This window comes from Ureibacillus thermophilus (genome assembly GCF_004331915.1).
Lineage (GTDB): Bacteria > Bacillota > Bacilli > Bacillales_A > Planococcaceae > Ureibacillus > Ureibacillus thermophilus.
This window is the reverse complement of the sequence record NZ_CP036528.1, coordinates 2,358,781-2,377,156: the sequence shown is the minus strand read 5'-3', so window position 1 is coordinate 2,377,156 and position 18,376 is coordinate 2,358,781. Positions and strand designations below refer to the sequence as shown.

The following is an 18,376-nucleotide window of genomic DNA, read 5'->3' as shown; positions in this document are numbered from 1 at the left end:
ACAAGCTTTTCTATCATACAGCTAATAGTTATCATTTGTAGAAACGGGGAATTTTTATGATTTATTTAGACTATGCGGCCACAACGCCCATGCTGGATGAAAGTATTGATGCCTATTGCATTGCTAGCAAGGAAGTGTTCGGCAATGCGTCAAGCTTGCACGACGCAGGAGGACAAGCTGCGTTTCTTTTGGAAAATTCAAGGGATGTAATTGCGGAAAAAATGGGCGTTCCTCGGGATGGTGTTATTTTTACGGGTGGAGGTACGGAAGGAAATATTTTGGCGATTTTGTCCCTTGCCCGTGCTGGAAAAGGAAAACATATCATTACTTCAATGGCGGAGCATACGAGCATTCATGCGGCCATGAATACGCTGGAAAGAGAAGGATATGAAATAACAAGGCTGCCGCTTGCTGAAAAAGGGATAATCGATTTAGACTTGCTGAAAAAATCGATTCGACCGGATACTGCACTTATTTCCATTCAGCATGTCAATTCTGAAATTGGAATCATCCAACCGGTGCTTGAGATTGCAAAAGTTGCACAAACATACAACATTCCCTATCATGTAGATTGTGTACAATCCTTTTGCAAATTGGATATCTCGGAGTTTTCCTCATACGTTGATGCCATCACTGTGTCTGCCCATAAAATTGGTGGACCAAAAGGCTGCGGTGCGGTATATTTAAATCCGCGAAGAAGGATATTGCCCCTATATCCAGGGATAACCCACGAAAGGGGATTGAGAGGCGGCACGGTCGATACGCCGGCCATTTATGCCTTTGCCAAAAGTGTGGAACATTTTAAATATGATCTCAATCAATATTGGAAACTTCGGATTCAATTAAAAGAAGCGATTCAAGAAACTTGCTGCTATTTTATTGAATCAGATGAAGCCCATCAGCTCCCAAGCATTTGCGGCTTATGCATGAAGGGTGCAGAAGGGCAGTATGTGATGCTGAGATTAAATGAAAAAGGGATTTGCATTTCCACAGGAAGTGCCTGCGATATTCACAGCAAATCCGGCACTAAGGCGATGCTTGCCATGGGGCGCAGTTTACAAGAAGCGCGCACATTTTTCCGCATCTCCTTTGGCATCCATACGAAGGAAGAGGATATTCAAAAGCTTAGCACAGCATTGTTCGAATTAAATCGAGAAATCAAAACAATGAAATAAAGGCGGTCTTTAACTTATGAAGCGGATTGAATCAAAGCAAAATGCATTAGTCAAACATTGGAAAAAACTCGTTTCCACAAAAAAAGAACGGGATAAGACTGGCGAATATATTGTGGAAGGTTTTCATTTAGTGGAAGAAGCATTGAAAAATAAAGAACAAATCATTCAGATTATCAAACGGGAAGATGTGGACCTTCCCCTTAGATGGTCATTGGATGATGTTCAGCTTGTGGAAGTGACGGAAGCGGTGGCAAAGGAAATCGCCGAAACCGAAACGTCCCAAGGTATTTTTGCCCATTGCAAACAGAGTGATATTTCTGAAGCAGAAAAATTCAAATGGACAAAATTGCTTCTCATCGATAGCGTCCAAGATCCAGGTAATATCGGCACAATGGTACGCACAGCAGACGCAGCTGGAATCGATGCGGTTATTTTAGGAAAAGGCTGTGCAGATTTATACAATCCAAAAACATTGCGTTCCGCCCAAGGCTCCCATTTCCATCTTCCAGTCCTTCGAGGAAATTTGTTGGATTGGATTGAAGCATTGAAGGAAAGACAGATTCCAATTTACGGTACGGCCCTTGAGAATGCGGTTGATTACCGCAATCTCGATAAGCATGAAAAATTTGCTTTAATTGTAGGAAATGAAGGCAGCGGCGTCCAACCGGAATTGTTGGAGAAAACCGATCAAAACGTAATAATCCCAATTTACGGGCAAGCAGAATCTCTGAATGTGGCAGTTGCAACCGGAATTTTATTGTATAAGTTGATGGAATAAAAAACATACTAACATTAGTAGTACAGACCTAGGCCAAGGTTTGTGCTACTATTTTTTTATAGTAGAAGTGAAGGAAGGTCGAACAGCTCCTGGGACCAAATAGAGTCCGTATTAAAAACAGACCAACTTCACACCCTTATTTGAATCAGTTTAGTATGTTGGGTCCATAGAGACCGTGTATAAGAAAGTGGAATCGATAAGGCAATGTGAAGAACTTCTATGTTTGGCTAAAAAGGAGAGGCAGAAAATATGAAACACGTAGTGGCATTTGATGTCAGTATGGGGAAAAGTACAATGGTCATTTACGACCGTTATCGTCAATGCGAATATGAGGGTGAAATAACCCATAACCGTTACTCTTTCGAGAAATTAAACGAAACCCTTATAACTTTAACACAAAAAGATGGACAGGCCCCTGATATTGTCTTTGAAGCAACAGGCGTATATTCAAAACCACTAGAACGATTCTTAGGTGATCAAGGTTATATGTATTATCGAGTTAACCCACTCGAAGCGAATATTCAAATGGCTTCAATGAGGAGACAAAAAACAGATAAAAGCGACGCTCATGAACTTGCGAAAACTCACTTTAGAGTTGAACGTGAACAAACTTATCAAGAAGAGGAAAATTCCCAAACCAATTTCAAAAATAAGGAAACAGAGCGAATGGAAAAACTCATTGTTTTCTCCATTCGCTCTGTTTTTATGGACTTTTTAGACAAGCCCTTTTTTTCATGGGGAGTTGTCATGAAAGGGGTTTCATTATATAATGAACTTGAATATACAAACTATTCTGAAAATTATATCATTAAAAAACTTAAAACAAAATCCTTTTCATTTTCTCCTTCTTCAAAATTATGTAAATATAATTTTTCTTTCTTTATGTTTTTACACTCCGCAGTATTCACACAACGATTTACTCCTTTTTATGTAAAAATACATCATTCCAATTTTTAAACTGTAACAGCTGGATTTACTTCAAGCAGCTTTTCCTAAATCACTTTTTACAATAAGCATTGTCCTTATTTCGAATGGTTTACGAGGGAAATTAAAATTTCCCATTTTTATAATTTTTATGAGGAGGTTTTTTATGAAATTAATCGAACAGCTTATAGGAGTTTGGCAGTTAATTTCATTTGAAGACAGGGATTCCAATGGGCAGGTGATTTATCCTTTAGGGGAGGATCCGACTGGTTATCTTATGTATCATCCTGATGGATATGTGTCTGCCCAATTAATGCGCAAAGGGCGTCCTCCATATGCATCTGGTGATTTGCTTCAAGGAACAACGGAAGAAATGGCTAAAGCTGCAAGGGGATATCTTGCCTACGTAGGAAAATTCGAAGTGAAAGAAGAAGAAAATCGAATCATTCATTATATTGATGTGAGCCTAAATCCAACCTTAATCGGAACTGAATTGCACCGAATTCCTTCCTTTGACGGAGAAATGATGACGCTACATAATGGGAAAAAACCGGATCAGAAATTTGTTTTTAGAAGGGTGGAAGATTTGGACCACTTGAAACAATTGGCGATTTATCGTAGAATAAACTAAGATTTTTCCATTTATAATTGAATATGGTTAAATGCGTTTGGAGCGGGAAGAGTAAATATTCATCGGCTGCATGACAGGGAGCATAAGCCGCGACTGAAAGCTTATGTATGCAGTAGAATATTGAAGTTCACCCCGCAAGCAGCGTCCGGGACCAGAGATTATTCTCTGTAAAGGATTGCCGGCCAATGCCGTTATGTCAATGAAGTGATTGCATATTTGCAATAACTAGGGTGGTACCGCGAATGTTCCTCGTCCCTTGATTTGGGGCGAGGTTTTTTTATTTTGATCAAAGGATGAATAGATTCACAAAATTCATCCATTTGTTCACCAAAAGATAAAAAATTCACAAAATCTGTCAATATTGGTGCAAAAATGGTCAACATACAGATGATAAAGTATTTAGGGAGGTTACATGATGGAACAGCAACTCAAGCAAATAGAGCAAGAAGCCGTTGAAAAAATTGCGGCTTGTACGAATTTGAAAGAACTGAATGATATTCGTGTGAAATACTTAGGGAAAAAAGGATCCATCACAGAAGTGTTGAAAGGAATGGGAAAACTTTCGCCTGAAGAGCGTCCGAAAATCGGGGCTCTTGCCAATACGGTGCGGGAAAAGGTTACTCAAGAGTTGGAAGAGCGGGCAAAATTTTTAGAAGAACAGCAAATCCGAGAGCAGTTGGAAAAAGAATCGGTGGATGTAACTCTTCCTGGACGCAAAGTGCGGGTTGGAAACAGACATCCTTTAACACGCGTTGTGGAAGAATTGGAAGATTTATTTATTTCCATGGGTTATGAAGTGGCGGAAGGTCCTGAAGTGGAAACGGATTATTTCAACTTTGAAGCGTTGAACTTGCCAAAAGGACATCCTGCCCGCGATATGCAAGATACGTTCTATATTACGGAAGAAACGCTTCTTCGCACTCATACATCTCCTGTTCAGGCGAGAACAATGCTTGCCAAAAAAGGTAAACCGTTCCGCATCATTTGCCCTGGGAAAGTGTATCGCCGCGATACAGACGATGCGACTCACTCCCATCAATTCATGCAAATTGAAGGGCTTGTAGTTGGAGAAAACATTCGCATGAGCGACTTAAAAGGCACGCTTGATAAATTGGCGAAAAAAATGTTTGGCGAAGATCGCGAAATTCGTTTGCGTCCAAGTTTCTTCCCATTCACAGAGCCATCTGTAGAAATGGACATCTCCTGCTTCCGCTGTGGAGGAAAAGGATGCAATGTATGTAAACATACAGGATGGATTGAAATTTTAGGAGCCGGCATGGTTCATCCAAATGTGCTTGAAATGGGCGGATATGATCCGAAAAAATTCTCTGGTTTTGCTTTTGGAATTGGTGTAGAGCGCATTGCGATGTTGAAGTATGGAGTAGAAGATATTCGCAATTTCTATATCGATGACATTCGATTCTTATCACAATTCCATCGGGCAGAAGGATAAGGAGGGTACATCATGTTAGTTTCATTGAAATGGTTGCAAGAATATGTAGATATACAAGGATTATCAGCAGAAGAATTAGCGGAAAAAATCACTCGCGCTGGTATTGAAGTGGATTCCGTCATCGATCGTTCTCAAGGCATGACAAATATCGTCGTTGGTCATGTTTTATCAAAAGAAAAACATCCGGATGCCGATAAATTAAGCGTTTGCCAAGTGGATGTCGGTACGGATGTTAGACAAATCATTTGCGGCGCGCCAAACGTGGCTGCAGGCCAAAAGGTAATCGTGGCGTTGCCTGGTGCCAAACTTCCAGATGGCATCAAAATTAAAAAAGCGAAAATGCGCGGCCAAGAATCAAACGGAATGATTTGCTCATTGCAAGAGTTAGGCATTGAAAGTCGCGTTGTGCCAAAAGCGTATGCGGATGGCATTTATGTATTGCCTGATGATGCAGTGCCTGGTTCCGATGCGCTGGAAATTCTTGGACTTCGGGATACAGTGTTGGAGCTTGATTTGACGCCAAACCGCTCCGATGCCCTCTCCATGCTGGGGGTTGCCTATGAAGTGGGCGCTATTTTATCAAAAGACGTAAAATTGCCGGAAATTCAATATGAAGCTTCTAAAGAAAGAGCAGAAGATTACATCAAAGTTCGCGTAGAAGCGCCAAAAGAAAATCCATTATATGCAGCAAAAGTCATTAAAAATGTGAAAGTGGCAGAATCGCCATTATGGTTGCAGCACTATCTAATGGCAGCGGGCGTTCGTCCTCACAATAACGTTGTCGATATTACAAACTACGTATTGCTCGAATATGGCCAACCCCTTCACGCTTTTGACTACGATGCATTAGGTACAGGCGAAATCGTCGTCCGTTTGGCAAATGAAGATGAAAAAATTGTCACTTTGGACGATCAGGAACGAACACTTCAAAGCCACCATTTGGTCATTACAAATGGAAAAGAACCGGTTGCCGTTGCAGGCGTGATGGGCGGAGCCAACTCAGAAGTAACGGAAAAAACGACAACGGTTGTATTGGAAGCTGCTTATTTTGACGGATTATCTGTTCGCCGCACATCAAAAGATTTAGGGTTGCGTTCCGACTCCTCTGTACGTTTTGAAAAAGGCGTCGATCCAAATCGAGTGTTAGAGGCCCAAGAGCGGGCAGTGCAGCTCCTTGCTGAACTTGCTGGCGGAGAAGTGCTGGAAGGAACGGTGCTTGTCGATGAACTTGATAAAACACCAGCACGCATTGTCATTTCACCGGATGATATTAATGCAAAATTAGGCATGAAAATTTCGTTGGAAGAAATGATTTCCATCCTTCAACGTTTGAAATTTGATGTGGAGGCAAAACGCGGTTTATTAGTAATCGATGTGCCGACTCGCAGACAAGATATCAAAATAGCAGAAGATATGATCGAAGAAATTGCAAGACTTTACGGCTACGATGAAATCCCAATCACATTGCCTGAAGGAAAAACACAGGTCGGTGGTTTGACACCTTATCAACAAAAACGCCGCATTGTCCGCAACTTCTTGGAAGGGGCAGGACTCTATCAAGCCATTACGTATTCATTAACTTCCGAAGAATGGTCTCAAAAATTTGCGTTGAAAAAAGAGGAAACAACGAAATTATTAATGCCAATGAGCGAAGACCGCACAACACTTCGCCAAAGCTTGATTCCGCATTTATTGCAAGCAGCAAGCTATAACATGGCACGCCAAGCGGATTCCGCATGTTTATATGAAATCGGCTCTGTATTCCTTGGCAAAACAGAGGAAGGATTGCCATTTGAAGAGGAGCATGCAGCCTTTGTCATCACTGGAAAATGGGTGGATGATGCGTGGCTCGGAGATAAACGCAATGTGGATTTCTTTGTGGCAAAAGGCATTGTGGAAGGATTAATCGAAAAATTAGGTTTAACAGAACGCATTACCTATGAAAAAGCAACGATGGATGGACTTCATCCTGGACAAACAGCAAACATTTTGCTTGATGGTGAACGAGTTGGTATCATTGGTGGACTTCACCCAGCAGAACGAAAAGCATGGGATTTAAAAGAAACATATGTAGTAGAGTTGAATTTACATGCATTATTGCATGCTGAAGCAAAAGGAGTTGAATACGAGCCGGTACCACGCTTCCCAATGGTAACGCGGGACATTGCCGTGGAAGTAGATCGAGCTGTTTCTGCCGGAGAACTTGAAAACATCATTCGCAAAGCGGGTACGAAGTTGTTAAAATCGGTGAAAGTATTCGATGTATATGAAGGAGAGAACATCGAAGCAGGCAAAAAATCTGTTGCCTTCACATTGACATACTTCAACCCTGAACGAACTTTAACGGATGAAGAAGTGGCAAGCGCTCATGAAAAAGTATGGAAAGCATTAGAAGAAGCCGGCGCGGCAATCCGATAACATTACAAATTGTCACAAGTACACATGCAAAGGCTGGAGCTGATTCCAGCCTTTTTTTATGCACCCTTTTTCCGGCTCCATGAGGAAAAGGATAGAGGTAATTTATAGAATTATTTAGAAGGGCGTTCATCTATTTCTTGAGTTTTTGGATTGAAAGAGCCATATAAAGCACCAAGCACTCCACTGATTGAATGAATCAGTCCAAAGGTATAAACATCGAAATAAAGTTGTCCAGTTTCTTCGCTGATTTCAAAAAGGGAGGCGCCAATCGAATTTTTCATATCCATAAACAGGTATAAAAAAAATGCAGTAAGCAAAAGGCCTCCATAAATAACAAGCCATTTCCCTCGATTTTTTCCTATGCGAACAACGGTTAAAAAATAGCGGAACGTTGTAAATAAACTTAAGAGAATAAATGGAAACAAAAATATCATGCAGATGAATCCTAAATTTCCTGTTGTTCCACTAACTTCCGTTTCAAAGAGCTGGTTGACAATTAAAAAGCCGAAAAAGGTAATGGCCAAGCTGATCAGCCAACTTAATCGAATCACACACATCATCCATTCTTTTGCATTATTGGATACAACTATTAATTATAGCGCATCTTGAAAAGAAAAAAGCCCTTAAGAAAAAAATTCACTTTCAAGGAATTTTCAACATTTTGTAGAATAAAGAATGTGAAGAAATAGAAAAGGGGATGAGGAAGTTGTTAACAAAAGAAAATGCTGTGCTTGTGTTGATTGATATTCAGGGGAAGCTTGCCCGCATTGTGGACAATAGCGAATTTGTCATTGGAAATATCGCCAAAATGGTGCAAGGGGCAAAAGTTTTAGGGTTGCCGATATTATGGCTGGAGCAATATCCAAAAGGGTTAGGCCCGACAGTGGAAGAAATTGCTCAGCATCTACCGGATGAAAAGCCTATTGAAAAAATTACCTTCAGCGCTTATGATACGGAGGAATTTGTTAAAGCCCTGCAAGCGACTGGACGCAAAAAAGTATTAATTGCCGGAATTGAAACGCACATATGCGTATATCAAACAACTGCCCACTTGTTGCAAAACGGCTATGAAGTGGAAGTGCTGGCTGACTGCGTATCGTCCCGCACGGCTTTAAATTCTGAAATTGGTCTAGAGAAAATGAAGCAAATCGGCGCAAAACTCACAAGCGTTGAAATGGCATTATTTGAAATGCAGCAAATCGCAAAAGGCGATGAATTTAAAGCTATCAGCAACATTGTAAAATAGAAGTTTCAACAAGCTGTCTAGAAAATAGAGTTTCTAGGCAGCTTTTTATTCAAAGGCACTGCAAGGGAGGAGCGTCTTTCAGTAATATTTAAAAAAAGAAAAGAGCGAGTAAATGTTTCATCGCTCTTTTACAAAGCTATATTCATTAAACAGGAGGTTGTTTCACGCGCCATTATTCCTTTTCTGAAAATGAATCATGTCTTTCACGAATGGAAGGATGTTCCTTCTTTTTTGGAATATGAAATTCCTCTTCCAATCCAAACTCTTCCATATTCTTTCCTTTGCTTCCAACAGATTGTTTTCCACGAATCATTTCAAAATGCCTTGCATGGTTCTCTAAATCCGTTCGATGTTCCATTGCTTGTCTCTCCCTTCAATGTTAATATGAATCATTTTTGCAAAGTTATGCATTCAAAAATGAACAAGGGAGATTGCTGCATGTAGTATGCTTATTAATATAACTAATGAATATATATAAAAATATCTAATTGTAATTTCAAACTCATATACGAATATCTTATGGAGTATAGCAATATATTAATTTTGGTAGGAAGAAAATGTGAGATTTAGGAGGAAGGAACATTGTCAATCAATAAAGGGCAATTAATCGAATTAATTGAAAATTTACCAAAATCGGCTCATATTACAACGTACTACTATTTAAAGAATTTAACGAAATCAAAACGTTTCCAAGATGAGATGGATTTTGAAGATTATTCTTTTCTTCAAAAGCGGAAAACAGAACAGTCCTTCTGGGTGGACGCTTTTATAGATTATCATATAAATACAAAAAGAATATAGAAACCTAGTAATTTATTCCTATTTCAAATATATTTCAATTTTTTTACGAGATTCAAAGAGTAAAAACTAGTAATAACAAGGTCTTTGAGAATTAATATTTCAATGTAATGAGACTGTAAAAATCCTTCCAAATATTTTGTGATGAATTCATCGCGAATTCTTTTTATGATGAATTTGCACACAAAAAAAGGAAGGATGAATGAAGATGAAAAAGAAATTACAAAAAAGCGCAGGAGCTCTTATCTTATCCATTGGGTTATTATTGCCAGCAACGGCTTTGGCTGCTGGAACATATACAGTTGTTTCTGGAGATACACTTTGGAAAATTGCAGTTAAAACACAAACAGGTGTGCAAGAGCTGATTAATGCCAATCCGCAATTAGAAAATCCAAATTTAATTTATCCGGGACAAAAAATCAATGTGCCAGAAAAAGTAGGGCAAGCTTATGAAGAAGAAGTTGTAAAACTAGTCAATGCAGAACGGGCAAAAGCAGGATTGCCTGCATTAAAATCTGATTGGGAACTAGCGAGAGTGGCAAAACATAAATCTCAAGATATGCATGATAATAGATATTTTGACCATACAAGCCCGATATACGGTTCACCTTTTACAATGATGAAAAACTACGGTATCCAATATAAATCCGCCGGTGAAAATATTGCGATGGGCCAAAGTACACCTGAACAAGTAGTAAAAGCGTGGATGAATTCACCAGGACACCGCGCAAACATCTTAAACAAAAACTATACGCATATCGGTGTGGGCTATGTAAAAGATGGTCATTATTGGACACAAATGTTTATTCAAAAATAATTATTTTCCGAGAGGCTGGGACATAAACAAAAAATGAAAGGGGCAGTTGAAAGAGTTTTGATAAAAAATTGAACTAACGAAAAATTGATTGAAGTGACGGGGCGAGTTGCTGTCGCGCACGCTTAGTCGCAAAGCGGAGAAAGCTCAAGGAAGTAAATTCAAAGCTTTCCTGCAACAATCCCTCTCGAGACCACGAGGAGCGAAGGAATGACTCAGAGGAGGGCCCGCAGAAAGCGTCCCCGGAACGGAAATCAATTTTAATAACATATCAAAAAAACATCATTTTCTCTTTGGAGAAAATGATGTTTTTTTAGATTTGTCCCAACCTCTTTTTCTATTTAGAATAGACTTTGCAAAAAAATGGGATATGACTATAATTCAGTTTAAAGTAGTTTTTACATATTAGAGGGAATATTTAAAAGGGGATTATTACAGTGAGGCCGATTAATTTATTTTCGCTGCTGAATGCAAAGGAAGATTTAGATGAGGAAAATTTCATCAAGTATTTAGAACAGTTCGGCATCAATCCGAGACTGCGGACAAGTGAGTTATATGATTTGCGTGCCTTTGTGGAAGAGCTGAGAAAAGAGAAAAAAGCCATTGAAATATACAATGGATATTATGTAGGTTATATGATTAAGCAAATCGGAAAGGAATTTGATTTATTACGAATCGGGAAAAATTATGTCGTCAATATTGAATTGAAAAGGGAAGGGCATATCGAGAAGGTAACGAGACAATTAGTGCAAAACCGCCATTATTTAAAATTTTTAGATGTGGGCGTTTATAATTTTACCTACATTTCATCTACAAACACTCTGTATCAATTAAATGATCAGGATCAAGTGGTTGAAGTTGAAATGCAATACTTAGTCGAAAAACTGCTGCAGCAGCAAATCCATGTCATCGACAATTTGGATGATTTATTTGATCCATCCAATTACTTAGTATCCCCATTTAATGCAACGGAAGCCTTTATGGAAGATAAATATTTCTTAAACGCCCAACAAAGTACTTACAAAAGGGAAATCATTACCGCAAAGCCAACCGAGCAATCCAAAGTCTTTGCCATCCAAGGCGGGCCGGGTACAGGGAAATCGTTGCTTACCTATGATATTGCCAAAGAGTATATACGCCAATCGAAAAAAGTCATTATTTTTAACTGCGGAAGGTTGAATGGCGGCCATATCAAACTAATAGATGAATATCGGTGGCCAATTGTTCCGATTAGCAAATTTTATGAGGTTATTCAGGATGAAAAAAATCTATCTAAATATGACTTAATTATTTTTGATGAGGCGCAGCGGCTCTATTTGAACAAGTTGAACGAATTTATCCGCCTTCTTGAAAAATTAAAAACAACATGCATTTTTTCCTATGATCCAAGCCAAGTATTGACGGTTTTAGAAATGAAAAATAAAATACCGAAAATTATTGAAACGACATTGAACCCGGTAAAATATGAATTGACGGAAGTGATCCGCTATAATAAAGAAATTCATTCGTTTATCAAAAAATTATTTGATTTGTCATCGAATACTCCGATGCAGCAATATTCCAATGTGAGCATTCAATATTTTTCTTCTGTTGAGGCGACGAAAAGCTATCTGCACTTTTTGCAGCGGGCTGGTTGGAAGGTGATTGATTTCACCCCATCAAGGTATCTGGAGCCCTATCCAAAGAATCCGTTGGCTATAACAACAGCCGATGTCATCGGGCAGGAATTTGATAATGTAGCGGCAGTCATTGATGAGACGTTTTACTATAAGCCAAACAATAAACTTGCGTCAAAAACGAATTTCAAGAAGCCTTATTATCAACCAACCAAAATGCTTTATCAAAATATCAGCAGAGCAAGAAAAAAATTGCATGTCGTCGTTGTAAATAATTTAGAAGTGATGGAGCATATTTTAAAAATATTAAAGAACTAGATGCAGTGATACATAATGATTGAATGGAAGAAAAATGGGCTTGTCCTCATGGAGGAAGCCCTTTATCTTTTTCTTAATTTTTCATAAATCATTTGTGCTTTTTGCGTGTTGGAAAAATGCCATTTTGAAATTGAGCGCAGGGTGTTTTCGCCGTGCTGAAGCAAAATTTTCGCTGCCATTTCGTCCACCAAAGAACCTGCTCCTTTTTGAAGAGGAAATCCAATGAATCTGGACAATTTATCCATTTCCGCTAAAAAGGCATAACGGGCGATGATGGAAGCAGCTGCCACAGCAACATGTAGCTGTTCCCCTTTTGTAGAGAATAAAATATTTTCACTGACAATTTCTTTTTCATTTTGTAGATAACGATAGTACGTTTCCCGCTCGGCAAATTGGTCAATCAAAATATAATCCGGCTTTTCCGGGGAAATTTTTTGAAGCACATGCTTAATTGCCTGGTTATGCAAAAGCGCCTTTAATTTCCCTTGGCTGTAGCCGCGGCTTTGAAATTCATTATACTTGTCGTTGCGCAATATTAATAAGCTGTGGATGCAGGAGGCAATCAGGTTTGGGGCAATTTCCCGAATTTTTTCATCCGTAAGCTGCTTTGAATCTTTCACGCCTAATTCTTTTACAAGTTCGATTTTTTCTTTTGGTACATAAACGCTTGCAACGGTAATGGGGCCGAAATAATCGCCGGTTCCCGTTTCATCGGAGCCGATTACGGAGAGGCTTGAAAAGTTTTCCGGCAGCGAATCGCCTTTAACCTTTTGAAAAACTTTAGCCCCATTCTCCGAGATTACTCCAAAACGCTTGGCTTCCCGTTCTGCCCCCGCACCTTGAAACATTACTTTTCCGGAGTTGTATATAGTAATGGCTGCATCAGAAAGTTTTGCAGCAAACACAACACCCGGTGCATTCCGTTCAACCCGATAATTTGAATAATAAGCTTCGACTTCTTTGCACTGTTCTTTTGATAAATGCAGGACAATATTGGTCATATTTGTATCCTTTCCCAAATGAAAATTTATAATGATTTTATCAAATGCAAGGGAATATGAAAAACCTTAACAACTGCAGGTTGTATGACATGGAATAAAGATGTTATGATTTATTTATTGATTCCGAAATATTCTTTTTATACATAAATTGACTGTACGGAAGTTTTCATGGGTTGTTGTCAGCCGTTAGGGGGTGTCGACTTGGCTGAACAAGAAAAAAATAAAATTGAAGTAAAAATATACGGCTCAACATATAAATTAGTTGGTTCCGAATCCATCGGCCATTTGCGATTAGTTGCTTCCATTGTAGATGATAAAATGAATGAAATAAAATCCCATAACCCATCTCTTAATACTACTCAACTAGCCGTATTAACCGCGGTGAATACGGTTCATGAATTGTTGAAGCTCAAAGAAGAAGTTGAAAGATTAGAAGAAGAATTGAAAAAATTGAAGGGTTGAACTGCATGTTAGACATCATATTACTCATTATATTTGCGATGAGTCTACTCGTTGGAATAAAGCGCGGTTTTATCATGCAAGCGGTTAACCTTGTAGGTTTTTTTGTTGCATTAATGGTTGCTTATGTTTATTATAAACCGCTGGCGGAAAAATTCGTGTTATGGATTCCATATCCAGGGCTTGACCCTAATTCTTCCTTAACATTGGTGCTTGATGCATTGGATATTGATAAAACTTTTTATCGCATCATTGCCTTTGCGGTGATTTTTTTCGTCGTAAAACTGGCGATGAAAATTATTGCTTCCGCCTTTGATTTTTTGGCGTTTTTGCCTGTATTGAAATCCTTTAACCGCTTGCTTGGAGCATTGCTTTGTTTTGTGGAATTTTATTTCATTCTGTTCATTTTATTATATGTGTTTGCATTGCTGCCAATTGAAGCGGTTCAAAAATACATGGGAAGTTCCATCATCGCCAATCTTATGCTGGAGCATACGCCGATCGTTACCCAATTATTCCAAAAACTATGGTATATTTATTTAGAAAATCAATAAACATTCATCAGATTTCCAAAAGTATCTTCCATCTTTGAATGGAGATACTTTTTTGCAGTTTACTATAGAAAAAAGGTGGGTCGCCGTTGAATAAAAAAACGATTATACGCACTTTGGAAAAAATTGCATTGTATCTTGAACTGCAAGGGGAAAATCCCTTTAAAGTTTCTGCCTTCCGTAAAGCGGCCAATGCTTTGGAGACCGATGAAAGAAGCCTTGACGAAATCGATGACTTTACCAAAATAAAAGGAATTGGGAAAGGAACTGGGGCAGTCATCGTCGAGCTTATTCAAACGGGTGAATCCCAAGTTTTAAAAGAGCTGGAACAACAAGTACCAAAAGGGTTGATCCCCCTTTTAAAAATACCGGGTCTTGGAGGAAAGAAACTTGCGAAATTGTATCAGGAACTGGGTGTAGATAGTGCGGAATCTTTAAAAGAAGCCTGTGAATCCAAAAAAGTCCGCAATTTGCCGGGGTTCGGAGCAAAAACGGAAGAAAAAATCCTGAAAGAACTTGAACAATTTGGCGTGCGGAAGGAAAGACTTCCGATTTGGTATCTTGAAAATGTTGTAAAAGAGCTTGAACAGCTTCTTTCTTCCATAAAAGAAGTCGAACGGTTTTCTGTAGCAGGAAGTTTCCGTCGGGTGAATGAAACAAGCAAAGATTTAGATTTTGTGATTGCTACAGAATGTCCAGAAAAAGTTAGGGAACAACTATTAAGCCAATTAAAAATCAAGGAAATTGTTGGCAGCGGCGATACAAAAGTTTCCGTTGTCCTTGATTTGGACGAACTGGTGAGCGTCGATTTTCGTATGGTGAAAAATGTTGAATATGTAACAACCCTACATCATTTTACCGGTTCAAAAGACCATAATGTGCGCATGCGTCAACTAGCTAAAGAACAAGGAAAGAAAATCAGCGAATATGGAGTAGAACAGCCAGATGGACAAATTGTGGCGTTCCAATCTGAAGAAGAGTTTTTTGCCCACTTCGGCCTTCCATTTATTCCTCCATCCGTTCGGGAATCGGGTCAGGAATTGGAACGGCTGGATGAACTAAAGAATCTCGTTACATTAAACGATATTAAAGCAGATTTGCATATGCACACCACTTATTCTGACGGCGCTCATACGGTGCATGAGATGGGGGAGGCGCTTATTCAAAGAGGATACCGGTTTGGCGTTATTACAGACCACTCCCAATATTTAAAAGTAGCGAATGGATTAACTCCGGAAAGGCTGAAAAAACAATGGGAAGAAATTAAAGCCTTCAATCAAGCCCATCTTAACTTTACATTATTCGCCGGCACAGAAATGGACATATTGCCGGATGGTTCCCTTGACTACGATGATGATGTGTTAAAAGAATTGGATTTTGTCATCGCATCGATTCATACAAGTTTTTCTCAGCCGCAAGAAAAAATTATGGAGCGTTTATTTGCGGCAATTCAACACCCCTATGTGCATATGATTGCGCATCCCACGGGCAGAATTATTGCTGAACGGGAAGGTTATCAACCGGATGTAAAACAGTTGATTTATTGGGCGAAAGAATATGGAAAAATATTGGAATTAAATGCAAGTCCTTATCGGTTGGATTTATGTGTAGAACATTTGAAACTGGCGATGGAACTTGAAGTGCCAATTGCCATTAATACGGATGCCCATGCCATTGACCAGCTTGCTTATATGGAAATTGGAATAAAATATGCCCAAAAAGCCTGGTTGAAAAAAGAGCTGATAGTCAATACATGGAGCGTTGAGCAGTTTGAAGAATTTATCCGAAAAAATAAGTAAATCTAGATGACAGACAGGAGTGTTCAGAGTGATTGCTGAACGAGCATTAAAAACCCTTGAATTTGATAAGGTTCGGGCGCAAGTCGCAGAATTTTGCACATCCTCGTTGGGGAAAGAGCGAATTGAAAAGCTCATCCCTGAAACTGAACTTGAAAAAGTGGAGAAGCTTCTGGAAGAAATGGATGAAGGGCTTGCCATTTTGCGGGTGAAAGGCCATGTGCCGTTGGGGGGCATCTTTGATATCCGCCCCCATATTAAGCGGGCCCAAATCGGCGGAATGCTCAGTGCGATGGAATTGATGGAAATCTCAAGCACTGTGCGGGCAAGCCGCATATTAAGAAATTTTATAGATGATATTGAAAATGATGGAGAAATTGATATTGCTCATTTTATTGAACGAAAAAATCAAATGCCGATTTTAACTGCATTGCAGCATGAAATTGATGACTGCATCGATGAAAATGGAGTCGTGTTGGATTCTGCCAGCGTAGAATTAAGATCGATCAGACAGCAACTGCGCTCTCAAGAAGCAAGAGTGCGCCAAAAACTGGACAGCTTAGTAAAAGGCCCTAATGCTAGTAAAATGCTTTCGGATGCCATTATTACAATCCGAAATGACCGCTTTGTTATACCAGTGAAACAAGAATATCGAAGCTATTATGGCGGCATCGTTCATGACCAATCCTCATCCGGCCAAACGCTCTTCATCGAGCCGGAATCCGTCGTGCAAATCAATAATGAAATTCAGCGACTAAAGGTGCGGGAAAAAGCGGAAATTGAAAAGATTTTGATTGCCCTCTCTGGAAAAGTGCAAGAAGTTGCTAATGAATTATTTGAACTGGTCAACATTTTAGGCGACATTGATGCCATTATGGCAAAGGCAAAATACGGAGCTCACCATAAATGCACAAAACCTAAAGTAAACAATGAAGGATATTTGCGCCTTATCCAGGCAAGACATCCTTTGATACCAATGGAAAAAGCAGTGCCCAATACTATTGAATTTGGCAGAGACTATACTGCTATCGTCATTACAGGTCCGAACACCGGGGGAAAAACGGTGACATTAAAAACTGTTGGATTATGTACGTTAATGGCGCAGGCGGGATTGCCTATACCAGCTGTCGATGGCTCAGAGCTAGCCGTATTCCGCCAAGTATTTGCCGATATTGGCGATGAACAATCCATTGAACAATCCCTTTCCACTTTTTCAGCCCATATGGTGAACATTGTGGAAATTTTAAATCACTTTGATGAACATTCGTTAATTTTATTTGATGAATTGGGTGCAGGCACCGATCCGCAAGAAGGGGCAGCTCTGGCGATTTCCATCTTGGATGAGGTGGTGGGGCGCGGGGCTCGCGTTATGGCCACAACCCACTATCCAGAGTTGAAGGCATATGCCTATAATCGGAAAGGTGTCATTAATGCCAGCGTTGAATTTGATGTGGAGACCCTCAGCCCGACTTACCGCCTATTAATTGGCGTTCCTGGGCGTTCCAATGCTTTTGAAATTTCAAAACGCCTCGGGCTAAAAGAATCCATCATCAAGCAAGCCAAATCATTTACTGGCACTGACCGCAGAGAAGTGGAGTCCATGATTGCTTCATTGGAAGAAAGCAGAAGACGGGCAGAACAAGAAGCAGAAGAAGCCCATGAAATCTTGGAAGAAGCTGAGCGTCTGCATGCCGAGCTGGAAGAAAAGCTGAAGGAATGGAATGAAAAGAAAGAAAGCCTTGAGAAAAAAGCGAAAGAAGAAGCGCGGAAGATGATCGAGGAAGCCAAGAATGAAGCGGAGCAAGTCATCAAAGAACTGCGGGAAATGCAGCAAAATGCAAGTCAAGCTGTGAAAGAACATGAGCTCATCGAAGCGAAAAAGCGGCTCGAGGGCGTGCTTCCAGAAGAAAATCCGATTCTGAAAAAGCAGGCAAAAATCCGCGAACGGTCGCAAAACTTGCAGCCTGGCGATGAAGTGAAAGTATTAAGCTTCGGCCAAAAGGGAACGCTCATTGAAAAAGCGTCCGACCATGAGTGGGTTGTACAAATTGGTATGTTAAAAATGAAATTGGATGAATCGGATTTGGAATACGTGAAGCCGGAAAAAGAAAAACAAATGGTAACCTTGACGACAGTGAAAAATCGGAACAATCATGTTAAATTAGAATTAGATTTGCGCGGAGAACGGCTGGAAGATGCCCTTTTGAAAACGGAAAAATATTTGGATGATGCCCTTCTTGCCAATTACAGCCGCGTATCCATTATTCATGGAAAAGGAACTGGTGCTTTGCGCCAAGGCGTCCATGAATATTTGAAAAAACATAAAAGAGTGCGTTCATTCCGATATGGAGAAGCTGGTGAAGGTGGCTTAGGCGTTACCATTGTTGAATTAAAATAA

The 18,376-nt window shown here is 39.7% G+C and carries 17 protein-coding genes and 1 other annotated feature; of the genes, 14 read left to right on the top strand and 3 right to left on the bottom strand.

Annotation, left to right across the window (positions count from 1 at the left end):
• Nucleotides 1-56: 56 nt before the first annotated feature.
• The 6 genes from DKZ56_RS11800 to pheT all read left to right on the top strand — a co-directional run bounded on the left by DKZ56_RS11800 (nt 57) and on the right by pheT (nt 7,379).
• A complete protein-coding gene (locus DKZ56_RS11800) occupies nt 57-1,175 on the top strand; it encodes a cysteine desulfurase family protein (protein WP_208650171.1) in 1,119 nt (372 codons plus the stop codon).
• 16 nt (nt 1,176-1,191) lie between these two features.
• Complete coding sequence (locus tag DKZ56_RS11795) at nt 1,192-1,953, top strand: TrmH family RNA methyltransferase (protein ID WP_208650170.1); 762 nt, start codon at nt 1,192-1,194, stop codon at nt 1,951-1,953.
• 249 nt (nt 1,954-2,202) lie between these two features.
• Entirely contained in the window at nt 2,203-2,910 is a 708-nt protein-coding gene (locus DKZ56_RS15590; protein ID WP_245989452.1) for an IS110 family transposase, read from the top strand.
• 133 nt (nt 2,911-3,043) lie between these two features.
• On the top strand, nt 3,044-3,508 hold the full coding sequence (locus tag DKZ56_RS11785) for a lipocalin-like domain-containing protein (RefSeq protein ID WP_208650169.1): 465 nt from the start codon (nt 3,044-3,046) through the stop codon (nt 3,506-3,508).
• Between the two features lie 27 nt (nt 3,509-3,535).
• Nucleotides 3,536-3,768, top strand: a binding site (T-box leader).
• A 155-nt stretch (nt 3,769-3,923) separates the two neighbouring features.
• Nucleotides 3,924-4,961 (top strand): phenylalanine--tRNA ligase subunit alpha, encoded by a 1,038-nt coding sequence (gene pheS, locus DKZ56_RS11780; RefSeq protein WP_208650168.1) that lies wholly within the window; start codon nt 3,924-3,926, stop codon nt 4,959-4,961.
• 12 nt (nt 4,962-4,973) lie between these two features.
• A complete protein-coding gene (gene pheT / locus DKZ56_RS11775) occupies nt 4,974-7,379 on the top strand; it encodes a phenylalanine--tRNA ligase subunit beta (protein WP_208650167.1) in 2,406 nt (801 codons plus the stop codon).
• Between the two features lie 110 nt (nt 7,380-7,489).
• Here the strand turns inward: pheT and DKZ56_RS11770 are convergent, their stop codons facing one another.
• The gene (locus tag DKZ56_RS11770) at nt 7,490-7,930 is read right to left on the bottom strand and encodes a hypothetical protein (protein ID WP_208650166.1); all 441 of its coding nucleotides are present in this window, start codon (nt 7,928-7,930) and stop codon (nt 7,490-7,492) included.
• A gap of 155 nt (nt 7,931-8,085) precedes the next feature.
• Here DKZ56_RS11770 and DKZ56_RS11765 point away from each other — a divergent pair, with 155 nt between their 5' ends.
• Nucleotides 8,086-8,625, top strand: coding sequence for a hydrolase (locus DKZ56_RS11765; protein ID WP_208650165.1), 540 nt, complete (start codon nt 8,086-8,088; stop codon nt 8,623-8,625).
• A gap of 172 nt (nt 8,626-8,797) precedes the next feature.
• On the opposite strand, the gene DKZ56_RS11760 is transcribed toward DKZ56_RS11765, so the two are convergent.
• Complete coding sequence (locus DKZ56_RS11760) at nt 8,798-8,983, bottom strand: hypothetical protein (RefSeq protein ID WP_208650164.1); 186 nt, start codon at nt 8,981-8,983, stop codon at nt 8,798-8,800.
• Between the two features lie 224 nt (nt 8,984-9,207).
• On the opposite strand from DKZ56_RS11760, the gene DKZ56_RS11755 reads away from it, so the two are divergent.
• From DKZ56_RS11755 to DKZ56_RS11745, 3 genes are all read left to right on the top strand, one after another.
• Nucleotides 9,208-9,426, top strand: a complete 219-nt coding sequence (locus DKZ56_RS11755) for a hypothetical protein (RefSeq protein WP_208650163.1) — start codon at nt 9,208-9,210, stop codon at nt 9,424-9,426.
• Between the two features lie 205 nt (nt 9,427-9,631).
• Nucleotides 9,632-10,240 (top strand): SafA/ExsA family spore coat assembly protein, encoded by a 609-nt coding sequence (gene safA, locus DKZ56_RS11750; protein ID WP_208650162.1) that lies wholly within the window; start codon nt 9,632-9,634, stop codon nt 10,238-10,240.
• Between the two features lie 434 nt (nt 10,241-10,674).
• A complete protein-coding gene (locus DKZ56_RS11745) occupies nt 10,675-12,171 on the top strand; it encodes an ATP-binding protein (protein ID WP_208650161.1) in 1,497 nt (498 codons plus the stop codon).
• A 62-nt stretch (nt 12,172-12,233) separates the two neighbouring features.
• On the opposite strand, the gene rnhC is transcribed toward DKZ56_RS11745, so the two are convergent.
• Complete coding sequence (gene rnhC / locus DKZ56_RS11740) at nt 12,234-13,172, bottom strand: ribonuclease HIII (protein ID WP_208650160.1); 939 nt, start codon at nt 13,170-13,172, stop codon at nt 12,234-12,236.
• A 201-nt stretch (nt 13,173-13,373) separates the two neighbouring features.
• Here rnhC and zapA point away from each other — a divergent pair, with 201 nt between their 5' ends.
• The 4 genes from zapA (at nt 13,374) to DKZ56_RS11720 (ending at nt 18,376) form a co-directional block, all read left to right on the top strand.
• Entirely contained in the window at nt 13,374-13,634 is a 261-nt protein-coding gene (gene zapA / locus DKZ56_RS11735; RefSeq protein ID WP_208650159.1) for a cell division protein ZapA, read from the top strand.
• Nucleotides 13,635-13,639: 5 nt separating this feature from the next.
• Nucleotides 13,640-14,185 (top strand): CvpA family protein, encoded by a 546-nt coding sequence (locus DKZ56_RS11730; protein WP_208650158.1) that lies wholly within the window; start codon nt 13,640-13,642, stop codon nt 14,183-14,185.
• Nucleotides 14,186-14,271: 86 nt separating this feature from the next.
• Nucleotides 14,272-15,981, top strand: a complete 1,710-nt coding sequence (polX, locus tag DKZ56_RS11725; protein ID WP_208650157.1) for a DNA polymerase/3'-5' exonuclease PolX — start codon at nt 14,272-14,274, stop codon at nt 15,979-15,981.
• Nucleotides 15,982-16,009: 28 nt separating this feature from the next.
• Entirely contained in the window at nt 16,010-18,376 is a 2,367-nt protein-coding gene (locus tag DKZ56_RS11720; protein ID WP_208650156.1) for an endonuclease MutS2, read from the top strand.